18 protein-coding genes, 1 pseudogene and 2 riboswitches are annotated in these 22,462 nt (G+C 41.5%); of the genes and pseudogenes, 12 read left to right on the top strand and 7 right to left on the bottom strand.

Annotated features, from left to right (window positions below):
• Positions 1 to 72 precede the first annotated feature (72 nt).
• Both H6G86_RS05400 and H6G86_RS05395 read right to left on the bottom strand, forming a co-directional pair.
• A pseudogene (locus H6G86_RS05400) lies at positions 73 to 1,231 on the bottom strand (PCRF domain-containing protein).
• A 131-nt stretch (positions 1,232 to 1,362) separates the two neighbouring features.
• Positions 1,363 to 2,091: a Bax inhibitor-1/YccA family protein gene (locus H6G86_RS05395; RefSeq protein WP_190933461.1), complete on the bottom strand. Its 729-nt coding sequence runs from the start codon at positions 2,089 to 2,091 to the stop codon at positions 1,363 to 1,365.
• A 670-nt stretch (positions 2,092 to 2,761) separates the two neighbouring features.
• Here H6G86_RS05395 and H6G86_RS05390 point away from each other — a divergent pair.
• Entirely contained in the window at positions 2,762 to 3,547 is a 786-nt protein-coding gene (locus H6G86_RS05390; protein ID WP_012408070.1) for an RNA polymerase sigma factor SigF, read from the top strand.
• A 50-nt stretch (positions 3,548 to 3,597) separates the two neighbouring features.
• Here H6G86_RS05390 and bchD read toward each other — a convergent pair whose 3' ends face one another.
• Positions 3,598 to 5,634 carry a magnesium chelatase ATPase subunit D gene (gene bchD / locus H6G86_RS05385; RefSeq protein WP_190933460.1) on the bottom strand — a complete coding sequence of 679 codons (2,037 nt, stop codon included), beginning with the start codon at positions 5,632 to 5,634 and terminating at the stop codon, positions 3,598 to 3,600.
• Positions 5,635 to 5,725: 91 nt separating this feature from the next.
• On the opposite strand from bchD, the gene H6G86_RS05380 reads away from it, so the two are divergent.
• From H6G86_RS05380 to rnc, 4 genes are all read left to right on the top strand, one after another.
• Positions 5,726 to 6,313 (top strand): Uma2 family endonuclease, encoded by a 588-nt coding sequence (locus H6G86_RS05380; protein WP_190933459.1) that lies wholly within the window; start codon positions 5,726 to 5,728, stop codon positions 6,311 to 6,313.
• 43 nt (positions 6,314 to 6,356) lie between these two features.
• On the top strand, positions 6,357 to 6,965 hold the full coding sequence (locus tag H6G86_RS05375) for a hypothetical protein (RefSeq protein ID WP_190933458.1): 609 nt from the start codon (positions 6,357 to 6,359) through the stop codon (positions 6,963 to 6,965).
• A 523-nt stretch (positions 6,966 to 7,488) separates the two neighbouring features.
• A complete protein-coding gene (locus H6G86_RS05370) occupies positions 7,489 to 8,280 on the top strand; it encodes an NYN domain-containing protein (protein ID WP_190933457.1) in 792 nt (263 codons plus the stop codon).
• A 135-nt stretch (positions 8,281 to 8,415) separates the two neighbouring features.
• Positions 8,416 to 9,102 carry a ribonuclease III gene (gene rnc, locus H6G86_RS05365; protein ID WP_190933456.1) on the top strand — a complete coding sequence of 229 codons (687 nt, stop codon included), beginning with the start codon at positions 8,416 to 8,418 and terminating at the stop codon, positions 9,100 to 9,102.
• 58 nt (positions 9,103 to 9,160) lie between these two features.
• On the opposite strand, the gene H6G86_RS05360 is transcribed toward rnc, so the two are convergent.
• Positions 9,161 to 10,351, bottom strand: a complete 1,191-nt coding sequence (locus tag H6G86_RS05360) for a sensor histidine kinase (RefSeq protein WP_190933455.1) — start codon at positions 10,349 to 10,351, stop codon at positions 9,161 to 9,163.
• A 415-nt stretch (positions 10,352 to 10,766) separates the two neighbouring features.
• Positions 10,767 to 11,002: riboswitch (cyclic di-AMP (ydaO/yuaA leader) on the top strand.
• A gap of 97 nt (positions 11,003 to 11,099) precedes the next feature.
• On the opposite strand from H6G86_RS05360, the gene ntrB reads away from it, so the two are divergent.
• The 5 genes from ntrB (at position 11,100) to H6G86_RS05335 (ending at position 16,850) form a co-directional block, all read left to right on the top strand.
• Positions 11,100 to 11,951 carry a nitrate ABC transporter permease gene (gene ntrB / locus H6G86_RS05355; RefSeq protein ID WP_190933454.1) on the top strand — a complete coding sequence of 284 codons (852 nt, stop codon included), beginning with the start codon at positions 11,100 to 11,102 and terminating at the stop codon, positions 11,949 to 11,951.
• An 86-nt stretch (positions 11,952 to 12,037) separates the two neighbouring features.
• Positions 12,038 to 13,480 carry an ABC transporter substrate-binding protein gene (locus tag H6G86_RS05350; protein WP_190933453.1) on the top strand — a complete coding sequence of 481 codons (1,443 nt, stop codon included), beginning with the start codon at positions 12,038 to 12,040 and terminating at the stop codon, positions 13,478 to 13,480.
• A gap of 107 nt (positions 13,481 to 13,587) precedes the next feature.
• The gene (locus H6G86_RS05345; RefSeq protein WP_163929682.1) at positions 13,588 to 14,424 is read left to right on the top strand and encodes an ABC transporter ATP-binding protein; all 837 of its coding nucleotides are present in this window, start codon (positions 13,588 to 13,590) and stop codon (positions 14,422 to 14,424) included.
• A 39-nt stretch (positions 14,425 to 14,463) separates the two neighbouring features.
• Positions 14,464 to 14,575: riboswitch (cyclic di-AMP (ydaO/yuaA leader) on the top strand.
• A gap of 207 nt (positions 14,576 to 14,782) precedes the next feature.
• A complete protein-coding gene (locus H6G86_RS05340; RefSeq protein ID WP_190933524.1) occupies positions 14,783 to 15,400 on the top strand; it encodes a universal stress protein in 618 nt (205 codons plus the stop codon).
• Between the two features lie 112 nt (positions 15,401 to 15,512).
• Complete coding sequence (locus H6G86_RS05335; RefSeq protein ID WP_190933452.1) at positions 15,513 to 16,850, top strand: SLC13 family permease; 1,338 nt, start codon at positions 15,513 to 15,515, stop codon at positions 16,848 to 16,850.
• Positions 16,851 to 16,938: 88 nt separating this feature from the next.
• Here H6G86_RS05335 and H6G86_RS05330 read toward each other — a convergent pair whose 3' ends face one another.
• Entirely contained in the window at positions 16,939 to 17,142 is a 204-nt protein-coding gene (locus tag H6G86_RS05330; protein WP_114084105.1) for a high light inducible protein, read from the bottom strand.
• Positions 17,143 to 17,183: 41 nt separating this feature from the next.
• Positions 17,184 to 17,396, bottom strand: a complete 213-nt coding sequence (locus tag H6G86_RS05325; RefSeq protein ID WP_190933451.1) for a high light inducible protein — start codon at positions 17,394 to 17,396, stop codon at positions 17,184 to 17,186.
• A 627-nt stretch (positions 17,397 to 18,023) separates the two neighbouring features.
• Between H6G86_RS05325 and H6G86_RS05320 the strand changes: the two genes are divergently transcribed.
• Both H6G86_RS05320 and H6G86_RS05315 read left to right on the top strand, forming a co-directional pair.
• Complete coding sequence (locus tag H6G86_RS05320) at positions 18,024 to 21,143, top strand: MFS transporter (RefSeq protein WP_190933450.1); 3,120 nt, start codon at positions 18,024 to 18,026, stop codon at positions 21,141 to 21,143.
• A 57-nt stretch (positions 21,144 to 21,200) separates the two neighbouring features.
• Positions 21,201 to 21,383, top strand: coding sequence for a hypothetical protein (locus tag H6G86_RS05315; RefSeq protein ID WP_190933449.1), 183 nt, complete (start codon positions 21,201 to 21,203; stop codon positions 21,381 to 21,383).
• Positions 21,384 to 21,406: 23 nt separating this feature from the next.
• Here H6G86_RS05315 and H6G86_RS05310 read toward each other — a convergent pair whose 3' ends face one another.
• On the bottom strand, positions 21,407 to 22,243 hold the full coding sequence (locus H6G86_RS05310) for a dienelactone hydrolase family protein (protein WP_190933523.1): 837 nt from the start codon (positions 22,241 to 22,243) through the stop codon (positions 21,407 to 21,409).
• Positions 22,244 to 22,462 lie beyond the last annotated feature (219 nt).

Genomic DNA, 22,462 nt, shown 5'->3' with positions numbered 1-22,462 from the left:
TCTTTTTATGTTTCTTGATTTTAGCTGTAGTTGGGCAAATTTTTTCTGCACTACTTGTATAGGTTACAAAAGTTACTTGAAATTATCAAGCACTTCCTTATCCCCCGAATTAGTGAGATATAGCTGTTGCAGATAGGCTTTGATAAACAAGTCAATTTTACCGTCTAATACCTCTGTCGCAGCAAGTGTTTCTACATTAGTGCGTAAATCTTTCACCAAGGTGTAAGGATGCAAGATATATTCACGGATAAGCTTGTTGGATAGAGGTTTTATCTGCTGGGGTTGAATTTTGTCAACTTGCTGGACACTTGGGCTAGTGCGTAGGCGTAGCCAGCCATAGGCATCGCAAACAGTTTACTCTTGAGAATAGCTAAGGCTTTCTCTTTGTTTTGCATCTGACTACGCTGTTGGTCGCAAAATACACTAATCCCGGTAGGAATGTGAAGCACCCGTACCCATATTTCTGGGCGGTTGACATTCTCTCGATGGCGATACCAAGTAATTTCCAAATCCTTCTCTGGAATTTCCCACTCAACGGACTCATCCAATATTGGGATAACTTCTACACTTGCTAAACTCGTCTGCAAGCTGTTAGCAGCATCAAAGGGCGATATTTGCTGTAGCTGATGTGTGCCCGTTTCTGATTTGAGGCAGCCGTATGTATGTAGAACGTGCTGTAATTTCTAAGGTTGCATACTTAATTCCGGCCTCATTCCCATCAGAAATCTCTACTACATCCAATTGGTAATTGTGGCTTTTTGCCCAACGCCAGTACATTTGCAGCAACATATATGCCCAATATTCAGCATCTACACCACCAACCCCAGCAGTTATAGTGAGAAATGCACCTTTTTGGTCGCAGGGGTCGGACATCAATTGTTGTATTTCTACGGTTTCGAGTTCTTGTTGGAGTTGGGTAAGGTTGCTTTGCACCTCTTGCCACAATTGTTCATCGGCTGATAATTCGAGCAATTCCAACGCAGCCTTGATATCTTCTAGAATCGAACACCAGCGCTGATATTCCTGATGCTTGTAGAATATCAAGTATTCAATTTCTTGAAGTACTTCATAAGCACGGGTTGGATTATTCCAAAAATCCGGTTGAGCAATTACTTGATCTAAATATTGAATTTTTGCAGTCAAATATTGGAGGTCAAAGACAGTCCTCAGCCTTTCCCAAGATATTAGACAACCTTTTTACTTCCATTTTGATATTTAAGAGTTCAAGCATAGTTTTGCTCACTGAGGCTTAACTTAGTCTACATATTTTACTGTTAAACGGATGAAAAAAACCGTGGCTGCGAAAAATTTAACCACGGTTTCACCTTATAAAACTTTACTTGTGTTATTGCCTATAGGCAATTAATCGCGGCCATTGATGGCAATTAGCAACCGCAAGATAAAGACGAACAAGTTGATGTAAGTAAGGTACATCGACAAAGCAGCAGGTAGATATTGGTCATCGCTGTAAGTGCGGGGCAAGATGTAGAAGTCGACAACAGAAACCCCAACAAACAGAAATACTCCTAAACCGGAGATGGCAATTTCTAACCAATTTGGCGTGTAAACACCAAACATGGCAAAGCCGAATTGGGCAAGGCACACAACCACCAAGGCAATAACGCCAAGATTGATGGTTTTCGTCAAAGCCATTCCATCTTGTTCAGAGAGATTTGAACCAATTTGACGGGCGAAAATAAAAGTAACGCCACAACCAAGGGCAGCTAAACCAATGCCTTGAATGCCAACACCTTGGGATCTCAAAGCGACATACACCAGGCCACTGAGAGTATATCCAGACAAGAGGCTGTAGGTTGCCAACAGGGGTAGTGCAAGACCCTTGTTACCTTTTTGGGCAACATTTTGGGCAACAAAGAACAAAATTAACTCCAAAATCACCGCACCAATGAAGGTGGGAAAGAATATTTCGGGGTTAGTACGGATAACTCCCAAACCGCCGTAGGTTCCTAATGCCGTTAGCACCAAACCACCACCAACGTAGGGGAGGGCGTTGGCAATCACGTTAGGGCCAACGAGGGCGTGAGATTTAGCCTCACGGATAGCTTCACGAAAATTACTGGTATTGCTCATATTGAAAAACTGTTTTTTAGGAAAACGTTGTGCTTATTCCTATTGTTACCAATCTTTGCGGTTAACAGCCAAGGATTTAAACGCAACCACTTTAGGGCGGGTGAGGTGTAGGTAATAGATGCGGTTAGTAGCAAGCATGTTTACCACTAAGTTTCCATCTTACCAATATTGAATAGAAATGTACCTCAAGACCCAACTAAGTACAAATCCCCATAAAAATGAGTCAGAATTCTGTTTTTTGTAGTTTAGCTTTTGTTCTTCTACCCAACTTTCAATTTGGATTTTCGACCTTTATTAATGACGGTGCGTACTAAAAGATAAAATTGCCCGTCTCTTTTGCGATTAATTCAGTACCGATTCATGTTCCTCTCAGTATGACAGATGGCTATTCGGTCAGTTATGCATTGTTCAGCATAAATAGCTAGTTTTTGTTGCAAAAGCTAAAGATTATGTGCCATTCAAGAGTTATGTAAAAAACAAAAATAACCTGCAACAGAAAGGTTAGCAAAATCATGCGTACAAATACTGAATTATGGAGTTCGACCCCTCATAAGTTCAGTGAAACGACGATGGCTTATTCTTCCCTGACTGAGCAAAATAATAACAGCTTAGAAGAAAATATACGCAACTCCATTTTCTGAGGAATAGGAGTTTCAACAAAGGAATGTATATGGCAACAAGTGAGTCCTCTTTACGAACTGATGGTATCGAATTATTACACTTGTACCACCAGAATCCTTCTATAAAACTTCGTAATAAACTTGTACAGTTACATACTGGCTTAGTACGGAAGATGGCTCATAAATTCAGCCATCAATGTAATGAACCTTATGAAGATTTAGAACAAATTGGGTATTTTGGTTTGATTAGGGCTATTGAGCGTTTTGATCCCAGCCAAGGATATGCTTTTAGTTCCTTTGCTGTGCCATACATTCGCGGTGAGATGCTGCACTTTTTGCGCGATCGCAGTACTCTATTAAAAATTCCTCGTCGTTGGCAAGAATTATACAATGAAGGGCAAAAGATTCGCAAGGACTTGGCAATGTCTTTAGGTCGCCAGCCTAAAGATGCTGAAATTGCCAGCGAACTTCGAGTATCTGTACAAGAATGGCAAGAAACCAAGTTAGCCGCTCAAAATCGGATGCCTTTAAGTTTAGATGCAACCGCAGTTAACTATGTTGATTGCCAAATAACCTTGGGTGAAGCACTTCCTTGTCCTCGTTCTCATGTTCTTTTACAACAAGAAGAAGAACGCCAACAACTGCAAGGTGCAATCAATATGTTGGAAGAAAAGCCCCGTATGGCAGTCGAAATGGTATTTTTGAAGGAACTTTCTCGCAAAGATGCCGCTAAAAATATTGGTACTAGTCCAATGACGGTAACGCGCTATCTGCAAAAGGGAATTCAGGATTTGATTTGCTATTTACAACCACAGGTAATGCCCACTGGTTCGTAGTCGTGCTGAGTCAAAAATCCAATGACTAATGACTAATGACTAATGACTAATTATCTAGATTTTAAATCAGCGATCGCACCTTTGGTCATAGCAGCAATAGCTTGATCTGTCGCTTTTGGCAAATGATAATATTTACCGCCTGCTGTTTGCGATAATTCTTTAGCAAAGCCAGTAGACACAAATTTACTTTCCGTATCAATTACTAATAGTTGCATCCCCAAAGCACGAATTCTAGCAGCAATTTCTAATAATTCTCCTTTGATATCTGGCTTTTCTCCTGGTTCAAGCTGTTCACCTAAAGAACGCGCTAAGGGAATATTACCCCGCCCATCGGTGATTGCTACAAGGACAACTTGCCCAATATCTCCACTCATCTGGGCATTTAAGCCGACGCGTACAGCTTGAGTTAAACCATGCGCTAAGGGCGAACCCCCACCACAGGGCAACCTTTCCAAACGGTTACGCGCCAAAGCAATAGAACGTGTTGGAGGCAATAATACCTCTGCCTGTTCTCCCCGGAAAGGAATTAATGCTATTTGATCGCGGTTTTGATAAGCTTCTGTTAATAGTTGCATCACTGCACCTTTAGCCGATTGCATTCGATTCAGGGCCATTGAGCCAGAAGCATCTACCACAAACACTACCAACGCCCCGGCTTTACGTACCAGGCGTTTCGAGCGAATATCAGGTTGTTCGACAATAACTTTTCTATCTGGTTGTCTTTCTCTGCGTGCTTTTTGATAAGGAGCAGCTGCTCTGAGGGTAGCATCTACTGCAATGCGTCGCGCTTTCCCCTTGGGTAACATTGGCTTAATGTAGCGTCCCCTGTCATCGGAAAAGATGACACTGCGACTACCAGATTTACCTTGCCGCTTCGCCATTTGAGTAAAGTACAGCACGTTGTCATCAAGGATTACCCCTTCTGGATCAAAGATAAATTCTTCCGGGATGCTGGGGGGTTCTTGCTCTTGATTTTCTTCCTGTTCTTCCTGTTCGTCTTGTTCTTCGTCTTCAGATTCGTCTTGGGGTTCTTCTTGATTCTGTTGCGGTGGGGGTGGAGGCGGTGGCGGTGCTTGATCGGGTGGCGGTGTCTGCACAACTGTGGCGCGTGGTACAATTACCAGTTCTACAGCACGGCGCAAATCTTCGGCATTAACTGTTGTTCGTCCCTCCAAAGCCGCAGCAGCTTTGGCAACCCGCGTGGCGAATAACTCGGCGCGATGTCCCTGAACTCCGCCGCGAATGGCCTCATCCACTAAGTAGGCAATTTGTTCGTAGGTGATGATGACTTCTTTTAACCATTCCCGTGCCAAAATGATTTGGGTTTTGAGGGAGTCTAAATCTTCGTTGTACTGTTTGAGGAAGTCTTGGGGAGATTTAGAATAAGCGATCGCTTGTTCAACTGCTTCTACTCTTTGATCTAAGCCGAGTACACCGTCAGCAGAGAGTGCGATTGCAATTCTATCTAACAAATGCTCTCGTAATCCGCCTTCTTCTGGGTTGTAGGTAGCAATAAATAGGGATTTGCACGGATGCTGAAAACTAATTCCTTCCCGTTCAATCTGGTTGCGTCCCTCAGATAATACTGTTAAAAGCTGATTTGATATTTGGTCGTCTAATAGATTAATTTCATCTACGTACAGTACACCCCGGTTTGCTGTAGCAAGTAATCCAGGCTGAAAAATGGTATCACCTTGTTTTACCGACTTTTCAACATCCACTGAACCTAATAGTCGGTCTTCTGTGATACCTAGAGGAATTTGTAAAAAAGGTGCGGGAATGATTTCGACGGGTACATCTTGAATGTCTTTGTCTGCGTACTCCGCCAGAAGTTGATCGTCCCATTCTTCTGGGTGGTTGGGGTCACAATTACTAATTGAGCCTTTGACAACTTCAATCGGTGGTAGTAGAGCGTGGATAGCACGAGCCATTACAGATTTTGCCGTACCGCGACGACCTGCGATCGCTACTCCTCCCAAACCAGGATCAACGGCTGCTAACAGCAAGGCTAATTTTATTGCTTCTTGACCGACTACGGCAGTTAAGGGAAAGGCAGTGATTGTGGGGTTGATAGTAGGCGCAGGCATTGTTTGCTTTCATAGCGAGTCTCGGCCTTTAGCATACCAATTTCTGGCACATTTAGAATAGGGATTATGGCAATGAGAGAAAGGTAAGGTTATGAGTATTGCTCAGGCTAAACGCTTCACGCTGGATGAATACCACAGACTTGGAGAATTAGGCTTTTTCCATGAAGATGACCACATTGAATTAATCAACGGGGAAATTATTGAAATGGCATCCAAAGGTAAAGCTCATGAAACTTGTTTAAGAAAACTGTGGAAAGAACTCCCCAAAATAATAGGAGACAAGGCTACTTTGCAATCTCAAGCACCGATTGATTTGCCACCTAACAGCGAACCTGAACCGGATTTTGCGATTGTTCAAAACCGTGCTGATGATTATCTCTCGGGTCATCCTAAAGCGGCTGATGTGTTTTTAGTAATGGAGGTTGCAGATTCTTCTTTGGCCTATGACCAAGATGTTAAAATACCTCTCTATGCTAAAGCAGGTATTACTGATTATTGGATATTTAATTTATTCGATAATTATTTGGAAGCTTACAGTGAACCATATCAGGATAATCAAGGCAGATATGGTTATTCAAATAAGCGAATTTTCTTGTCAAATGAGGTAATAAGTTTTCCCTGCTTCCCTGATTTATCTCTTGATTTAGCTAGGGTGTTTCCGCCAAAGCTTAATTTTTAAACTTTGTTATAGGATTCAGTCATAAGACAAAGGAGTAAGTTTTATGGCTTATAGTGATTTTAAACTTATTGAAGTTATTGATTCCTTTGGCTTAGTTATCCAGGAGTCATCTGGACTATTTGCAAATATGCAGGAGCAAGAATGTAGTGATTTATTATCTACTATTCTAAGGGAAAATGTTGATTTAGCAGTAGCAATAAGTTCAGAAAAAGCTCGAAGTGAAATGATAATTAGTCCAATTTTATTAGAGATTAGACGCAAATTTAATTATGAAATCAGCTTTTTTTCGGGAGTGGACTTTACTGTTGATAGTCAAAGAGGATTAAACGGCTTTTGTGATTTTATTTTGAGTCTTTCTTCTGAGCAGTTACTTGTACGTAGTCCGGTGATTGTCTTAGTAGAAAGTAAAAATGAGAATTTGAGGTCTGGTTTAGCACAATGTATTGCTGAAATGGTAGCTGCTCAGTTATTTAACGAGAGAGGTGGAAATCAAATAAAAGCTATATATGGTGCTGTTACTATAGGTACGCTCTGGCAATTTCTTAAGCTTGAAGGCAATGTAGTTTCGATTGATTTGAGCGAATATTATATTAAGGATATTAAGAAAATTTTAGGTATTTTGTATGCTGCAATCGCGCAAAGCAAACCATAAATCATTTATTAACTAAAAAAATAGTGATTGTGAAAAAATACCATAGAAGGCGATGTTTTACGAAAAGCCGCTACGCATCTACACTTTTACGAAATCTTCATAAGTAACTTTATTGACATCTAGCATTAGATGTGACAATGTGTACTTAAGGCAGCAAAATAACCGCACTCTAAAGCGCAGGTTTTTGGTGTTGTCTCAGCAGCAGAATTCCTAGTTTCCTGCCAAGCTTCGCGTCATCCCTTCGGCTGAATATTCAGTCCAATGTCAGGTCAACTGATTGACTAGACTTTCAACAGGAAGACAAGATATTTGGATTAATGTTCAGGGGAAAGGATGACACGAAACTTGGTAGGAAGCCAGAAGTTCTACGGCTGAGACTTGAACCAAACGAAAGCGACGGTAGAGAGCTTTATCGCAGGGTAGTACTTTTTGAGTACAAATTCCTCGTATAAAGCCTTGCTACTGCTAGATGTGTAATTTGTTGAAGCTGTCCAGTTCACCAAAGAATACTGGATACATTACAATGCCACACGCTAATCAATCTTCCAATAGAGAAACAAACCAGCAGCAAGTAAAAGTTGGCATCTATTGCGATTTTCAAAATGTTTATTTAAGTCAAAATATAGCAAGTTCATTGCTGGCTTTTGCCAAAGCAAGGGGGAGTTTAATTATTAGAAGGGTCTACTATAATTCACTATTTGAAAACCAGGTTTCTGCAAAAGAGAATCTTCAACGTATTGGTTTTCAATGTGAAGACATTACCTGCTCTTTAAAAAACAGTGCAGACAATCAACTTAAATCTGATTTAATTGATGATGTATATAACAATCAGTCCCCAGATATTTTTATCCTTGTGTCAGGAGATGGCGACTTTGCAAATCCAGTTAAATTCCTGCAAGACAAAAATAAAAATGTCATAATTTTTGCACGGCGAGGTAATGTAAAACAAAGTCTGAAAAACCTTGTTGACGAACTTTACTTTGTAGATGAATTGCCTCAATTGGTTGTCAATAATACTCAGCTTAAAACCACTGAGATTGAGTTTCAAATTAATTACGATGACGCTGTTATGTACCTAATTGAATCTACTAAAACTTCTTTAAGCCAAGGCAAATCTACCGTATTTGGATACATTGACAATTTGATGCGTCAACGTTGCCATAAATATCAAGGCTTTTCCTCTATTTCTATGTCTGACGGCAAGAAGTTTAAAAACTTTAGTCAGTTTGTTGATGCTGCTGTAAGAGATGGTAAAGTCCATAGACAAGGTCAGGAATTGTTTTTAGTTGAGTTGTTAGACAAACTAGCTGCTTAAAAGAGCTTTTAAAAACCCAGTTGAATCAAAGCTGGGTTTTCTCAACACCGCTATTTGCGGTTTTTTTATGTCTGAATACAATAGCACCCATAAAGTTTCCCAACAGTCAATTTCTGCAACAAGACACAAGATAAAATGCACAAACTTCTAATATTTCATAATGAAAAACTTCTGCGACAAGCACTTACCCACCGTTCTTACGTTCATGAAAACCCTGGGGAAGGCGAACACAATGAACGGCTAGAATTTCTCGGTGATGCTTTGCTGAATTTCTTAAGTGGTGAGTATCTATATAGTTGTCACCCAGAAATGGGAGAAGATGAATTAACACGGCGGCGTTCGGCGCTGGTAGATGAGAAACAATTGGCAAAGTTCGCCGAGGAAGTAGGTTTAGACTTTAGGATGCGGTTAGGAAAAGGCGCAATTCGAGACGGAGGCTACCAAAATCCTAATTTACTTAGTAGTACGTTTGAAGCAGTCCTTGGTGCTTACTATTTGGATAATGCTTCCAATATTGAAGCAGTTCGAGCAATTATAGAACCACTATTTGATTCTGTAGATCCTAAGCACATAGTTGTGTCTCGTTCTAATGTAGACTCAAAAAATCGCTTTCAAGAATGGGTGCAACGCAACGTTACCCCCACTCCTCCTAAATATTTCACAGAACAAATAGGTGGCCCTTCTCATGCACCAGAATTCATAGCCAAGGTATTGGTAGATGAAAAAATTTATGGCGAAGGTAAGGGACGGAATAAGAAAGAAGCAGAGAAAGCTGCTGCTGAGGATGCGCTAACTAAGTTGAAAAAACAAGGGTTGTTGTAAAAATGTTTTTTGATTTCACGCAGAGGTGTAGACAATAATTTTACGTCTTGGCGCGAAATCAACTCTCTATTTGTAAGGGCAAAATTACAGTGAAAGTAGAACCAACTCCCACCTCAGAAACTAAGTTAATTTGACCTTGTAGTAGTTTTACTAACCGCGAAACGATCGCTAACCCCAATCCTGTACTATCAGGGAGATAGGGACGATCGCTAAAACTGACGCGAAAGTAGGGTTCAAATATCTGGGCTTGGTTTTTTGGTGCAATGCCAATTCCAGTGTCAGAAACTGCGATTGCCCATCTCTGGTTCTCCAATACCTGACACATTATAATAATAGTCCCCGACTCTGTATAGCGAATCGCATTACTAATAAGATTTGTAATAATTTGTTGGCATTGAAAAGGATCTGTGATTAATTCTTTGGGAGCGCGATCGCAATCTACTACGACTTTTAAATTTTTCCCAGCAGCTAAAGGTTCCAACATTTCACAGATATTATTGATTAATTCAGGCACATCTGTGGGTGCTAGTTGAAGTTTTATCTGTCCTGCTTCATAGCGCGAAAGTTCTAATACATCGTTAATTAGGTGGAGTAATTGTCTACCGTTACGTAGTACCCTCTCAATATGTTCTAAATTGGTTGAGGTGTCTTTTATCTGTGTATTGCGTCGTTGTTGGCGTAAAAACAGATCCGAGTAACCAATAATGGAAGTTAGAGGATGTTTCAATTCGTGGGCTAGTTGCGAAAGATACTCTTGATTGGCGCTCATTAAGCGGGTAAGTTCTTCATTATGTAGCGTTAGTGATAATTGCAACTGCTGTAATTCTCGCAAGCGTTCGTCAACATAACTCTTAAAACATCGAGCGATCGCTTCGTCTATGATAGCGTCAATCAAACGCATAGAACGAATTATATCTACAGGTGTTCCCTTTAATAAATCTGCGTGTATGGCATCAAATATTACCGTTCTCAGCAGATGATATTCTCTGGCAATTTCTGCTGGGTCAAAACCTTGTTCTGCTCGAATAGCTCCATGCTGAAAACTAGCAGTCACTATCGACTGAATATCATTATCCTGAGATTTTGAAAGCACTGTTACCATTGCTTGTAAAACATCAGGGATATGATCCTTCACTGCTGTATAAGATAGGTCATCAGCACTTTCAATCCGTCTATCCTTGCGAACTGCTGCAACCCATTTATCGATGATGGTGTCCGTTTTTTCAGCCAGTACTTGACTAAAATCCATTATGTTAAATTCAGCTAGGAGATAGATGAGCAAACTGCCATATCCAATTAGTTTAGCGAGTGCAGTGGGTTTTTACCAAGTTTATGAATTTAATTCACCTACCAAAAGAAATAGATTTTACATATTCGTTTATTTGCTGATTAACTCTCCGTATCTAAAATTTCTCCAGTATAATCTATTTTAAGTTAAGAAATATTAAGCAAGCGGATAACAAGATTAATGCTTGACTCAACTATATTATTTAGCTTTGTGTGCAAGTAATTCACTTACAACAGACTAAAAATATAAATTTTATTTATACCCAAAAATCAAGGAGATACGCCGAATTGCAGTATTAAAATCAACAATATTTATCATCGAACAGATGGCTTTTACTGAGCATCAATGTTATATTGTGCATAATTTAGTATCCATTAGAGTAAGTCAGCCTAATTCAGCGTGTCACAGTGCATAACGCTGGAGCGGAGGAACCAAATTGTGGGGCGTATCTTATAGAAAGTGAAGAGTTAAAAGTGAGAAGTGAAGAGTTAACTCAGCATGGGCTAAACGCCCCGCTACCGCTAACAGCACTTGGTACTCAACACTTTAAAAGAAGGGCATCTCTCAGCCCTAGCCCGTCAGCTAACTTCGTAGGCATTGGGAGGAGACTGAAGAGACGGCATTTTTATAATGTTCCGATCTCATCGGTGTCCAAGGCTGGTACTGCTCGGATTCTTTGTACCTGCACTTAAATCTGTTGAGGTCGTAAATGATATTTCAACTAAATTTGGCTGCGATCGCTGCGATCGCAACACAAGCTGCGTGGAAAAAGACAAAACCTGTCATCCTCAGAGATGTATTTATTTTACCAGTATTGGGCTTCTTGGGAATAATTGTGCTGTGGTGGATTATTGCACTTGCCAACCATGAATTAATGCCCACTCCACCAGAAGCACTCATTGCTAATCTAGACTACATCTTAAATCCCTTCTACCAAAGAGGCCCAGGGAACTTGGGAATTGGTTGGTTGTTGATCGCAAGTCTGCGCCGGGTATTACTGGGTTTTTTGTTAGGAGCAGTAGTAGCGATTCCTGTGGGGTTTTTAATTGGGATGTCTAGATCGGCAATGCTAGCGCTTAATCCGATCATTCAAATTTTTAAACCCGTATCACCCTTAGCTTGGCTTCCTATCGCCTTAGCAATTTTCAATTTAGCAGATCCTTCAGCCATTTTTGTCATTTTCATTACCTCCTTATGGCCGACAATTATTAATACCGCTTTAGGAGTTTCTAGTGTTCCCAAAGATTATTTAGATGTGGCACAAGTGCTAGAAATGCCCCGTTGGAGACGGATTACCAAAATAATTTGGCCTGCAAGTTTACCGTATATTTTTACAGGTTTACGGATTAGTTTAGGTATAGCTTGGCTAGTAATCGTTGCTGTGGAAATGCTTACAGGTGGTATTGGTATCGGCTTTTTCGTCTGGGATGAATGGAGTCGTTTAAACCTGAGTTCAGTCTTTTTAGCTGTATTCATAATTGGCTTAACCGGGTTAGTTTTGGATTACGCCGTGGGCAAACTCGAAGAATTAGTAACCCATCGTCCGAAAACTTCCAACTAACAAAATTCGACTGCGATCAAAACAGCAAGATGTAACCAAACTCTGCGCTTCTGCGTGAGCAATTCATCACAAATGGAGCTATAAAAATGGGTGATATAAACTGGACTCGACGAGATTTTATTAAGGGAATAGGAGCAACCACAACTGGGATAGCGCTGTCCTCCTGTGGAATTTCAGGAGATAGATCCGCCAAAGGGCTAACAGAAGAAGCCTTGGCTGTACAACCAGTAGTTAGATCGCAAGACTTAGAAAAATCCGATCTCACCATTGGTTACGTTCCCGTTAATGATTGTGCGCCATTTGCGATCGCCTGGAAAAAAGGCTTCTTCCGCAAATATGGTTTGAACGTCACACTCAACCGCGAGGCTAGCTGGGCCACCTCCCGCGACGGTTTAATTTTTGGTCGCCTAGATGCTTCACCCGTAGTATCTGGTGCCGTCACCAACGCCAGAATTGGTGCAGAAGGCGCACGTCACGCCCCCTTGTGTGCAGCAATGACCATTCACCGCCACGGTAACGCCATGACGATGAACAAAGCCATGTGGGATTTTGGGCTGCGCCCATGGTATGAGTATCAAGAAAAATATGGCGATGGTGCTTTAGAAGCCTTTGGGCGCGATTTCCGAGGTTACTTTGACAAGCAACCACCAGAAAACAGAGTTTGGGCAGTAGTATTAAGTTCTTCCATTTACGAATACTTTATCCGTTACTTATCCGCTGCCGCAGGTGTTGATCCCCTGAAGGAGTTCCGCGTCATCATCGTACCGCCACCCCAAATGGTGACAAACGTGCGGATTGGTGCAATGCAAGCTTACATGGTTGCAGAACCCTGGAATACAAGGGCAATAACAGGTAACGAAAACATCGGTTTTACCTTTGCACAAGGTAAGGAAGTCTGGTTAGGACACCCAGATCGTTTATTGGGAGTGATGGAATCTTTCATCGATAAATATCCCAAAACCTATCGTTCCCTAGTTAAGGCAATGATTGAAGCTTGCCAATATTGCAGCAAAGCAGAAAATCGCCAAGAAGTTGCTGAGCTGCTTACAGAACGTTCCTTTACAGGTGCAAGACCCAAAAAGAAAGATGCCCCAATTGCGAAGTTTACCAGTCCCGGAATTCTCGGCAACTATAACTATGGCGGCTTTGACGGCAAAGACCGCACCATCAAAGCCGCCGACACCACGATTTTCTTCGATATTCCTGACAACCTTCCGAAACAACCAGGAGAACACTCAACATTCTTATGGCGATCGAGAAGTATCTGGTTAATGACACAAGCAGCACGGTGGGGACAAATTAAGGAATTCCCCAAAAATGCGGAGAAACTAGCCGGACAAGGCTGGAGAACAGATTTATATCGAGAGATAGCATCTGAAATGGGCATCGAGTGTCCCAAGGATGATTACAAAATCGAACCACCAGAGGTATTTATAGATAAGAAAGGCTTCGATCCCAGCGATCCTGTGGGTTATCTGAATAGTTTTGCTATCAGGGCTAACGCTCCCACTAACTTTTTCATGTCTTAAATCCCAACTTTAAATCTTGACCTTGGCAATTTTAGATTTTAGATTTTCGGTACAAATCGCGGTTAATCCAAAATTGATTGACTAAATTATTTCGGGAGCCTTTGATGATGGAATATACCTCATTACCTATTAATACCCAGACAGGAGTTCTGCCCCGCACTGGATTTTTAGAAATTGAAAATTTAGTCAAGTCTTATCCGACACCTGATAAAGATAACTTTGTCGTTTTAGATGGAGTTAATCTAACGATTGGTGAAGATGAATATATTTCTGTAATTGGTCACTCTGGTTGTGGGAAATCAACTCTATTAAAGATAGTAGCTGGTTTAGAAAAAGCCACTTCCGGATCAGTTCGGCTTGATGGCAAAGAAATCCGTCAACCAGGAGCCGAAAGGATGATGGTATTTCAAAACTATTCATTGTTGCCTTGGTTAACCGTGCGAGAGAATATCCGTTTAGCTGTGGATGAAGTGCTAAAAAATGCTAATCGGGCTGAAAAAATCAGCATTGTAAATGAACACTTGGCAATGGTAAACTTGACGGCGGCAGCTGACAAATATCCTGATGAAATCTCTGGAGGGATGAAACAAAGAGTAGGTATTGCCAGAGCCTTAGCAATTCGTCCCAAAATGTTGCTGATGGATGAACCTTTTGGGGCACTAGATGCGCTAACTCGCGGCAAATTGCAACGGCAGGTATTGGATATTTGGGAAAACCATCGGCAAGCAGTGATGATGATTACCCACGATGTAGACGAAGCAATTTATATGTCCGATCGCATCGTCTTGATGACCAATGGCCCATCTGCTAGTATAGGAGAGATTTTAGAAGTTCCTTTTGAGCGTCCACGCGATCGCGCCGCCATGCGAAACTCAAAAGAATATTTTGAACTCCGCAACCACGCCCTGAATTTCCTCGATCGATATTTTGCCCAAGACGAGTAAATTTAGATTATCATTTTTTTTAGTGGGTAGCCTAATTCAAATTCATCAAAGCTGAATTTGGAACGGAGGAACCAATGTTTGGGGCTAATCTTACGAGAGACACCTTCCAGTCTTAGCCCGTCAGCTAACTCCGTAGGCAATGGAAGGAACTCCCAAGATTTTGGCTGTAATACAGTTATTATTGGGGTTTCCTTGACTGATTTCAGATTTGCAATTTTGGTTATCGTTACTCAATCTAAAATCCAAAATTGTTCGACTAAGGATAGCCGAAGTCTAAAAATCTAAAATTTGTCCCCCTGCTTCTTTCTCATTACTAATTCATTTCATTGGGAGAAGTAAAGCTGTGAAAATCAAGCCAATGTTAGCACGTCTGCAAAGTGCCACAGGTCGAGATGACTTAATTGAACAAATGGTACTGCTGCCAGAACCCAAAAAACCTTTTTCTAAAAAACCTCAAGAATCAAAAGCAGTTAACTTAATTGTTGCATACAACGCATCTCCTAACAGTCATACAGCACTAGATATTGCTTTCTGGATTGCCCATCAAACCCGTCTAGCTACTAATGCAGAAGTTACAGTTCAGGCTGTTTATGTATTAGAAGACAATCAAAGCAGTCAATATCCAAATATCTTGAGCTTTCCACAACAGCCTTCATTAGAATGTCAAATTAGTGAAGTATCAAAGTCTGTTACACAGGTGTTAACTCAACCCAAATTGCAGACAGTGGTAACTCCCTTGCAACAAGCAGATATAATTCTCTGGCAAGCCCGAAGTCTGGCTGAAGAATGGCAAGGTTCTTTCAAATCTCATTTGCGGTTTGGCAGCATTTCCACAGAACTTCACAAAGTTGTTGAATCAGAAGCCGCCGATATTCTATTTCTCGGTTGCCAATCTGTTAATCATCCGATGATTGAAGCATTAGGTTATAATTTCCCCTGCGCAGTTTTGGGTATTCCCAGTTGTATTGATGAATAATCGCTGTTTAAAATTTCAGTAATTTTTATCCAATTGCAATCATAGATAAGTCACCTAAAACTAGGTGGCTTTTTTCGCTAATATGCAACAAATAAAACTTCAGGAGTGAGATGTGGACAACTGGCAAGCAATCCTTAGTGTAATTACATTTATAAGTGTCATTATTTTAGTGATGACCGAATGGGTACATCTCACCATCGCGGCATTATTGGGAGCATTATTATTAGTTTTTACCAACGTCATGACTTTAGAAGAAGCTGTTGGTTATATCGGCAACAGTCATGGAACACTAGGTTTATTCTTTGGAGTTATGGTGCTAGTACGAGCTTTTGAACCTACCAAGATATTTGATTATTTAGCAACTCAAATAGTACTCCTGGCTAAGGGACAAGGTAAGCGTCTATTACTCGGTATTGTGGCTATTGTGACACCCATCTGTGCAGTTTTACCAAATGCCACAACAGTAATGTTATTAGCGCCTTTAATTCCACCAATGGCAAAGGAAGTGGGGATAAATTTTGTTCCCTTGTTAATTTTAATGGTATTTGTTGCTAATAGTGCCGGACTCCTAACTTTAGTTGGAGATCCAGCTACCTTTATTGTTGGTGATGCTGTGAATATCAGCTTTACAGATTATTTATTGGAATTGAGTTTAGGAGGGGTAATTGCCGTTGCTATAGTAATTGCAACACTACCATTTTTATTTCGTAAAATTTGGAATACCCAGTTAGATAATTTAGAAGAACTGCCACATCCACAAATCAATCATCCACGAGCTTTAAGCTTTGGTGCAGTTATAGTATTTTTCGTCCTGCTATTTTTTGTCGTTGGAGAAACTCTACCAGTTCCGGTTTCGCCTGCTGCCGCAGCTTTGTTAGGAGCAGCTTTAGCTTTGCTGTTATCTCACCATAGCAAAATCGATTCAGTTAACAATATTTTGCGGGATGTAGACTGGAGTACATTAATATTTTTTATGAGTATTTTTGTGCTAATTGGAGGGTTAGAAAAAACAGGTGTAATTAATGGTTTATCAGGAATATTGGCAGCAATATTAGGAAAAAATATTATCTTGGGTTCCCTAGTTTTATTATTTTTTGTAGGTATATTATCCAGCGTAGTCCCCAATATTCCTTTAGTGGTGGGGATGGTTCCCTTACTCAAACAATACATTGTTACTGTGGGATTAGCACCCGCAGAAGTTCTAGCGCAAGATTTTCAAGGGCAGTTTCCCCCAGAAGTATTACCGCTTTTTTATGCCATGATGTTTGGTGCAACTTTGGGAGGTAATGGCACATTAGTAGGGGCATCATCTAATATCGTCGCTGCCGGTATTTCTGAGCAGCATGGACGACGCATCTCGTTTAAAACTTTCCTTCACTACGGCATTCCAGTGATGCTGTTGCAACTGGTAGCTTCGGCTTTGTATGTGTTGTTTCGCTTTCTGCTTTAGATAAAGGTAGGGGCAATTCATAAATTGCCCCTACCTGGAAACTAGGGTTTAGATTATTATTTGCAGAAGTCTTATATAGCTGTGGATACTAATAGCTAATTATGTGCAATACATCGCGTAAGACACTATAGCCAGCTAAATCCCAAAGCAAATAGGCGAGAAAACCAATTGCTGCCAAACGACCGTTCCAGATTTCGGCTTGAGGAGTCCAGCCAAACAAAAAAGCATTGCGGTCTACACCATTGTAGGCTTTAGCAACAGGTGCTAAATCAGTAGAAGATCGAGGTTCCATTTTTTTCTCCAATATCCAGTAAGTTTTCAAAGGTTCAATCTTTAGTAGCCAACTAAGTGCAGTACGTCGCGTAAAACGCTATAGCCAGCTAAATCCCAAAGTAAATAGGCGAGAAAACCAATTGCTGCCAAACGACCATTCCAAATTTCGGCTTGAGGAGTCCAGCCAAACAGAAAAGCGTTGCGATCTACACCGTTGTATTCTGGTGCAACAGTTGGTAAATCAGTAGAAGACCGAGTTTCTTGAGTTGCCATTTGTTTCTCCAAAATTTCTTAGCTTTTTAGATGTTGAATTTCTAGCAGCCAATCAGATGTAAGACATCGCGCTGGACACTATCACCGACTAAATTCCAAAGCAAATTACTCTTTTACAAGTATTGGCAAATCTCTGGAATAATGAGTTGCCATCTTGTTGTCGTCAACAATTCATTTGTTAACTTTAATGTAGCTATTTATAACTAGATTGCTTTCTGCCTGTAGGCACAAACTACAGGCACTTCTTCTGGACGATACTCAACAACATATTAGTGCAGACAAATCCACCCTGAGAGGGTGATAAAAAGATAATTATAAATAAATGTAAAGTTCTAGTAATTAAACTATAGCTTAATCAAAATCAATCATTTTGATTAAGCAGTTAAAATTAAGAGTGTGGCTACCAATAATTAACCAAGTTTTTAACTACTTTTACCGTTAGATAACAAAATTTATATCTTTTGCTGTATATGGTTTTCAGCCTTTGGAGAGATGCTTTCAACAGCTAAATTCTACGATTCTGAACTAAACAGTTAGGTATTGCCATAGGTACAGACAAAAATACTAAGAGTTGCTTCTCAAGAAAATCTTAATTCCCCAAATTTAAACTTAGTAGAAGGAAATACAATGTTCCAAAATACGGAAATCATGCTGGGACTCTACAAACCACTATTGTGGTTAGCACAGATTCCAGTAGATCCCTCAAACGTCACGCCAGCACAGGCATCGGTTCTGACTTCCGGGCCGCGCTTTTTTGTGGCCTTAATCTCCGGCGTGATCCTAGCCTTTGCTTTCCAATTAGTTCTAACTAATCTCTCCCTTGCAGCAGGTATTTCCTATCTGGGGCACTCATCTGACTCGGATTCAGATTCTGGGGAAGTCGGAAGTTTGGGCGGCAACATTCGCAAAATCGGTACAGCAGTTGGGATTTGGACGTTATTCACTGTAACGATCGCTTTATTAATTGCCTGTTTTCTGGCAGTTAAATTAAGCCTTGTAATCTTAGACCCAGGCTTAGGAGCAATTCTCGGTTTGGTAATTTGGGGTGCTTACTTTTTACTCCTGGTTTGGGTGAGTTCCACTACTGTGGGTTCCTTAATTGGCTCAGTCGTAAATACGGCAACTTCTGGTTTTCAGGCGATTATGGGCACAGCTACAGCCGCACTAGGCGCGAAGGCTGTCAATAATCAAGTTGTAGCAACAGCTGAAGCCGCCGCCGCCGCCGTCCGCCGAGAACTAGGAAGCGGCATCGACCCTGGAAGTATTCGGGAGAACATAGAAGATTATTTAGATAAGCTGCGTCCACCAGAGTTAGATGTGTCGAAAATTCGGAGTGATTTTGAAAATTTACTCAACGATCCCCAATTAAAAGCGATCGCAGGGACTCCAGATATTCGCAACATTGACCGCCAAAAGTTTATCGAGTTAGTCAGCAGCCGTACCGACCTTTCCAAAAAAGACGTTACCCGCATTGCTGATACTTTATATAAGGTTTGGCAACAGGTAGTGAGCCAACATTCACCCACCGAAGACCGGATGGGTGAGTTAATGGATTATCTGAAATCACTTCCAGCAGGACAAAGTAAGACAGATGAACTTAACGCCAAGCTGGATCGATTAGTTGCAGAAACACGTGGTTCCAAGGATGCTGACCAAAAGGCATCTACTACTGGGCCAATTCAAAGTACCATCCAGCAAGGACTATCGGCATTAACCGGCATTGTGTTGGGACGCACAGATTTATCTGATTTGGATGTGGAAAAAATCTTAGGTAGCCTTACCACAGCCAAAGATAAAGTCACCCAACAAGCAGATAAGCTAGGTTTGCCAACACCATCACAACCCTATAGCCCAATTCGATCTGATATCGAAAATTATCTGTACAACACTTATGCTTGGCAACTAAGCCCAGAAAAAATTGCCCAAGAATTTCGTGATGTAATTTACGACCCAGCAGCTGATCCTGGAATAGTCCGCAGAGAACTAGAAAGATTATCACGTAACGATTTCGTCAAAATTCTCCAACAACGAGGACTACTTACCCAAAGCCAAATTCAGCGCATTGCAGATCGGCTAGAAGTTGTCCGCAAAGATGTGCTGGTGACAGTTACAGGTATCGAAGAAAGAGAAATAGTCCAAGACTTGCAACGCGCAGTAGAAAGTTATCTGCTCGTTACCCCGAAAACAGATTTGACACCTGAAGGCATTGAACAGAATTTTAAACCACTGTTGCAAGACCCAGATGCAGATTATGAGACCCTGACATTACGACTGGCGCACATTGAACGTCAGGAAATTCGGGAGATATTGCTAGAACGGAATGATATCCAGCTATATGAAGTAGACAGCATTCTGGATGAATTGGAAAAACAACGCGATCGCGTCTTGATAGAATCCAAAGGATTAGCTGAACAAGCACAATATCAAGCAGAAACCCTGTGGTTGAATGTAGAATCATATCTGCGTAACACCGGGAAATCTGAACTGAATCCTGATGCTATCCGCGCGGAGTTCAAAAAGCTATTAGAAGATCCCCAAGCTGGAATTAGCTCAATTCGGGCGCGGTTGTCTCGCTTTGACCGCGATACCTTGGTGCAATTGTTGAGTCAGCGCCAAGATTTGAGTGAAGATCAAGTTAATCAAATCATCAATGCGGCTGAGGAGTCGTGGCATAATATTCGCCACACACCCCAAGCTGTAGTGGATAAAGCCAAAGAGCAATACGACTCTGTTACCACCACGATCGCAGATTATCTACGGAATACTGGTAAACAAGAACTCAATCCTGAAGGTATTCAACGAGATTTGACCAAATTGTTTGAAAATCCTAAAGAGGGAGCCAGCGCACTGCGCCGTCGATTGTCGCAGTTAGACCGAGATACACTGGTGAAGTTGCTCAGTCAACGTCAAGATTTGAGCGAACAACAAGTCAATGAAATTATTGATTCCACACAAACTTCGATTCGTAACTTTATACGTGCGCCTCGTCGTTTAGCTACTCGTACACAGCAAAGAGCAGAAACATTCAAAGCTTATCTGGAAGAGTATCTGCGCCAAACTGGTAAAGAAGAACTCAATCCTGAAGGTATTAAACGCGACCTACAATTACTCTTGCACGATCCGCGAGTGGGGGTAGAAAGTTTTAGCGATCGCCTTTCCCATTTTGACCGTTCTACAATCATCGCCCTGCTGAAAATTCGGGAAGATATGTCTGATGAAGAAGCAGCGCGGATTGCCGATAATATTGTATCCGTCAGGGATCAATTTGTAGAACAAGTGCGGAATATCCAACGAGGCATTCAAGATGCAATTGATGGGGTTTTTGCCCGCATCCGCAACTATCTTAACTCTCTGGATCGCCCGGAACTAAATTACGATAGTATCAAGCGCGATGTCCGCATATTTTTTGACGATCCTCAAGCGGGATTTGATGCCCTGCGCGATCGCCTATCTTCTTTTGATCGTGAGACTTTAGTAGCAATTATGAGTTCTCGTGAGGACATCTCTGAGGAAGATGCCAACCGGATCATCGACCAAATTGAACGGGCCCGCAACACAGTATTGCAACGTGCAGAACGCATACAGCAAGAAGCCCAACGCCGCCTAGAACAGGTAAAGCATCAAGCACAGCGACAAGCTGAAGAAACCCGCAAAGCCGCAGCTACAGCAGCGTGGTGGCTGTTTGCCACAGCATCCGTCTCCGCCGTTTTCTCTGCATTAGGAGGAGCGCTGGCTGCAAGGCCGTAGTTTAGCAAGTTGTCTCCGCTCACATTCAAGCCTCCCATTATCGGGAGGCTTTTCTATGTGTCATTTGTCATTTGTCATTTGTCCTTCAATGCAGTTCAGTTAAGCCTAAAACTCTTTGCCAAAGTCAATTTTTCTAACGTAGATGCGGAGCGGCTTGCCGCAGGCTACCGCAAAGAGAACAAAGAAATGCTTAACCCAAGCGTATTGCTTTATCCTTTGTTAAAAACCAATGACCAATGACCAATGACTAATGACATAACAGCTTAAGAAACACCATTTTTCTTAAACCACGCCAAAAGACGTTTCCAACCGTCCTTAGCTTCTTTTTCGCGGTAGGAGGGTCGATAATCGGCAAAAAAAGCGTGGGGTGCATCAGGGTAGACGATGATTTCAGATTTGCTGCTGCTAGACTTTAAGCGATCGCGCATCTGTTCTACTGTATCAAGAGGAATACCCGTATCTTTGCCACCGTAGAGTCCGAGAATGGGGACTGTCAGTTTTGATGCAATATCAATTGGATACTTGGGCTGAAGTTCGGTAGCATCGCCCACAAGTCGCCCATACCATGCAACACCTGCCTTCACCTTGGGATTGTGTGCCGCATACAACCAGGTAATGCGCCCACCCCAGCAGAAACCTGTAATCGCCAATTTATTGGCATTGCCTTTAGCTGATTTGACAGCCCATTTTACCGTGGCATCGAGATCGGATAACACTTGAGAATCTGGTACTTTGGCAACAATTGGGCGAATCTCGTCTATACTGCTTAACTTAGTGACATCACCTTGACGGATGAATAATTCCGGTGCGATCGCCAAGTATCCCAACTGAGCAAAACGACGAGTAACATCTTGAATATGCTCGTGTACACCAAAGATTTCTTGGATTACCAAGACAATTGGGAAATTTTCACCAGTGGCCGGTGCTGCTCTGTAAGCAGGAATTTCGCCATCTTTGACGACGGGAATTTTCACTGCACCAGCTACCAACCCCTTAGCATCGGTAGCGGTGACTTGAGCAGAAATGGGTTGCACTGCCAAGGCAAAACCCGTCGCCAAGGTGCTTGTTGCGATAAATTTGCGGCGTGTTATTTCTTTCATCATCTCTACCTTAAATTGGCGGAAACTTGATTTTTGGTTATCAGTACAGTAGTACGACAACAAATATTAAAATTTATGAATCAGCTTACCGTAATATCTTAGATTCGTTTGCTGTCCAAATGTTTTTTCTATGTGGCTCTTGTCAGAGAAAAGCCGCCTGTATTGGCAAAGAATAAGCCACTGGAATAAACAATTTTCTGTACTGAGTTCCATTCTGGC

The organism is Nostoc sp. FACHB-133 (genome assembly GCF_014698055.1).
Classification (GTDB): domain Bacteria; phylum Cyanobacteriota; class Cyanobacteriia; order Cyanobacteriales; family Nostocaceae; genus Nostoc.
This window is presented reverse-complemented; position numbering and strand designations above follow the sequence as displayed.

Bases quoted from the DNA above. Each gene is read 5' to 3' on its own strand.
- H6G86_RS05395 (WP_190933461.1), bottom strand. From the start codon at position 2,091: ATGAGCAATACCAGTAATTTTCGTGAAGCTATCCGTGAGGCTAAATCT.
- H6G86_RS05390 (WP_012408070.1), top strand. From the start codon at position 2,762: ATGGCAACAAGTGAGTCCTCTTTACGAACTGATGGTATCGAATTATTA.
- bchD (WP_190933460.1), bottom strand. From the start codon at position 5,634: ATGCCTGCGCCTACTATCAACCCCACAATCACTGCCTTTCCCTTAACT.
- H6G86_RS05380 (WP_190933459.1), top strand. From the start codon at position 5,726: ATGAGTATTGCTCAGGCTAAACGCTTCACGCTGGATGAATACCACAGA.
- H6G86_RS05375 (WP_190933458.1), top strand. From the start codon at position 6,357: ATGGCTTATAGTGATTTTAAACTTATTGAAGTTATTGATTCCTTTGGC.
- H6G86_RS05370 (WP_190933457.1), top strand. From the start codon at position 7,489: ATGCCACACGCTAATCAATCTTCCAATAGAGAAACAAACCAGCAGCAA.
- rnc (WP_190933456.1), top strand. From the start codon at position 8,416: ATGCACAAACTTCTAATATTTCATAATGAAAAACTTCTGCGACAAGCA.
- H6G86_RS05360 (WP_190933455.1), bottom strand. From the start codon at position 10,351: ATGGATTTTAGTCAAGTACTGGCTGAAAAAACGGACACCATCATCGAT.
- ntrB (WP_190933454.1), top strand. From the start codon at position 11,100: ATGATATTTCAACTAAATTTGGCTGCGATCGCTGCGATCGCAACACAA.
- H6G86_RS05350 (WP_190933453.1), top strand. From the start codon at position 12,038: ATGGGTGATATAAACTGGACTCGACGAGATTTTATTAAGGGAATAGGA.
- H6G86_RS05345 (WP_163929682.1), top strand. From the start codon at position 13,588: ATGGAATATACCTCATTACCTATTAATACCCAGACAGGAGTTCTGCCC.
- H6G86_RS05340 (WP_190933524.1), top strand. From the start codon at position 14,783: ATGTTAGCACGTCTGCAAAGTGCCACAGGTCGAGATGACTTAATTGAA.
- H6G86_RS05330 (WP_114084105.1), bottom strand. From the start codon at position 17,142: ATGGAACCTCGATCTTCTACTGATTTAGCACCTGTTGCTAAAGCCTAC.
- H6G86_RS05325 (WP_190933451.1), bottom strand. From the start codon at position 17,396: ATGGCAACTCAAGAAACTCGGTCTTCTACTGATTTACCAACTGTTGCA.
- H6G86_RS05320 (WP_190933450.1), top strand. From the start codon at position 18,024: ATGTTCCAAAATACGGAAATCATGCTGGGACTCTACAAACCACTATTG.
- H6G86_RS05310 (WP_190933523.1), bottom strand. From the start codon at position 22,243: ATGAAAGAAATAACACGCCGCAAATTTATCGCAACAAGCACCTTGGCG.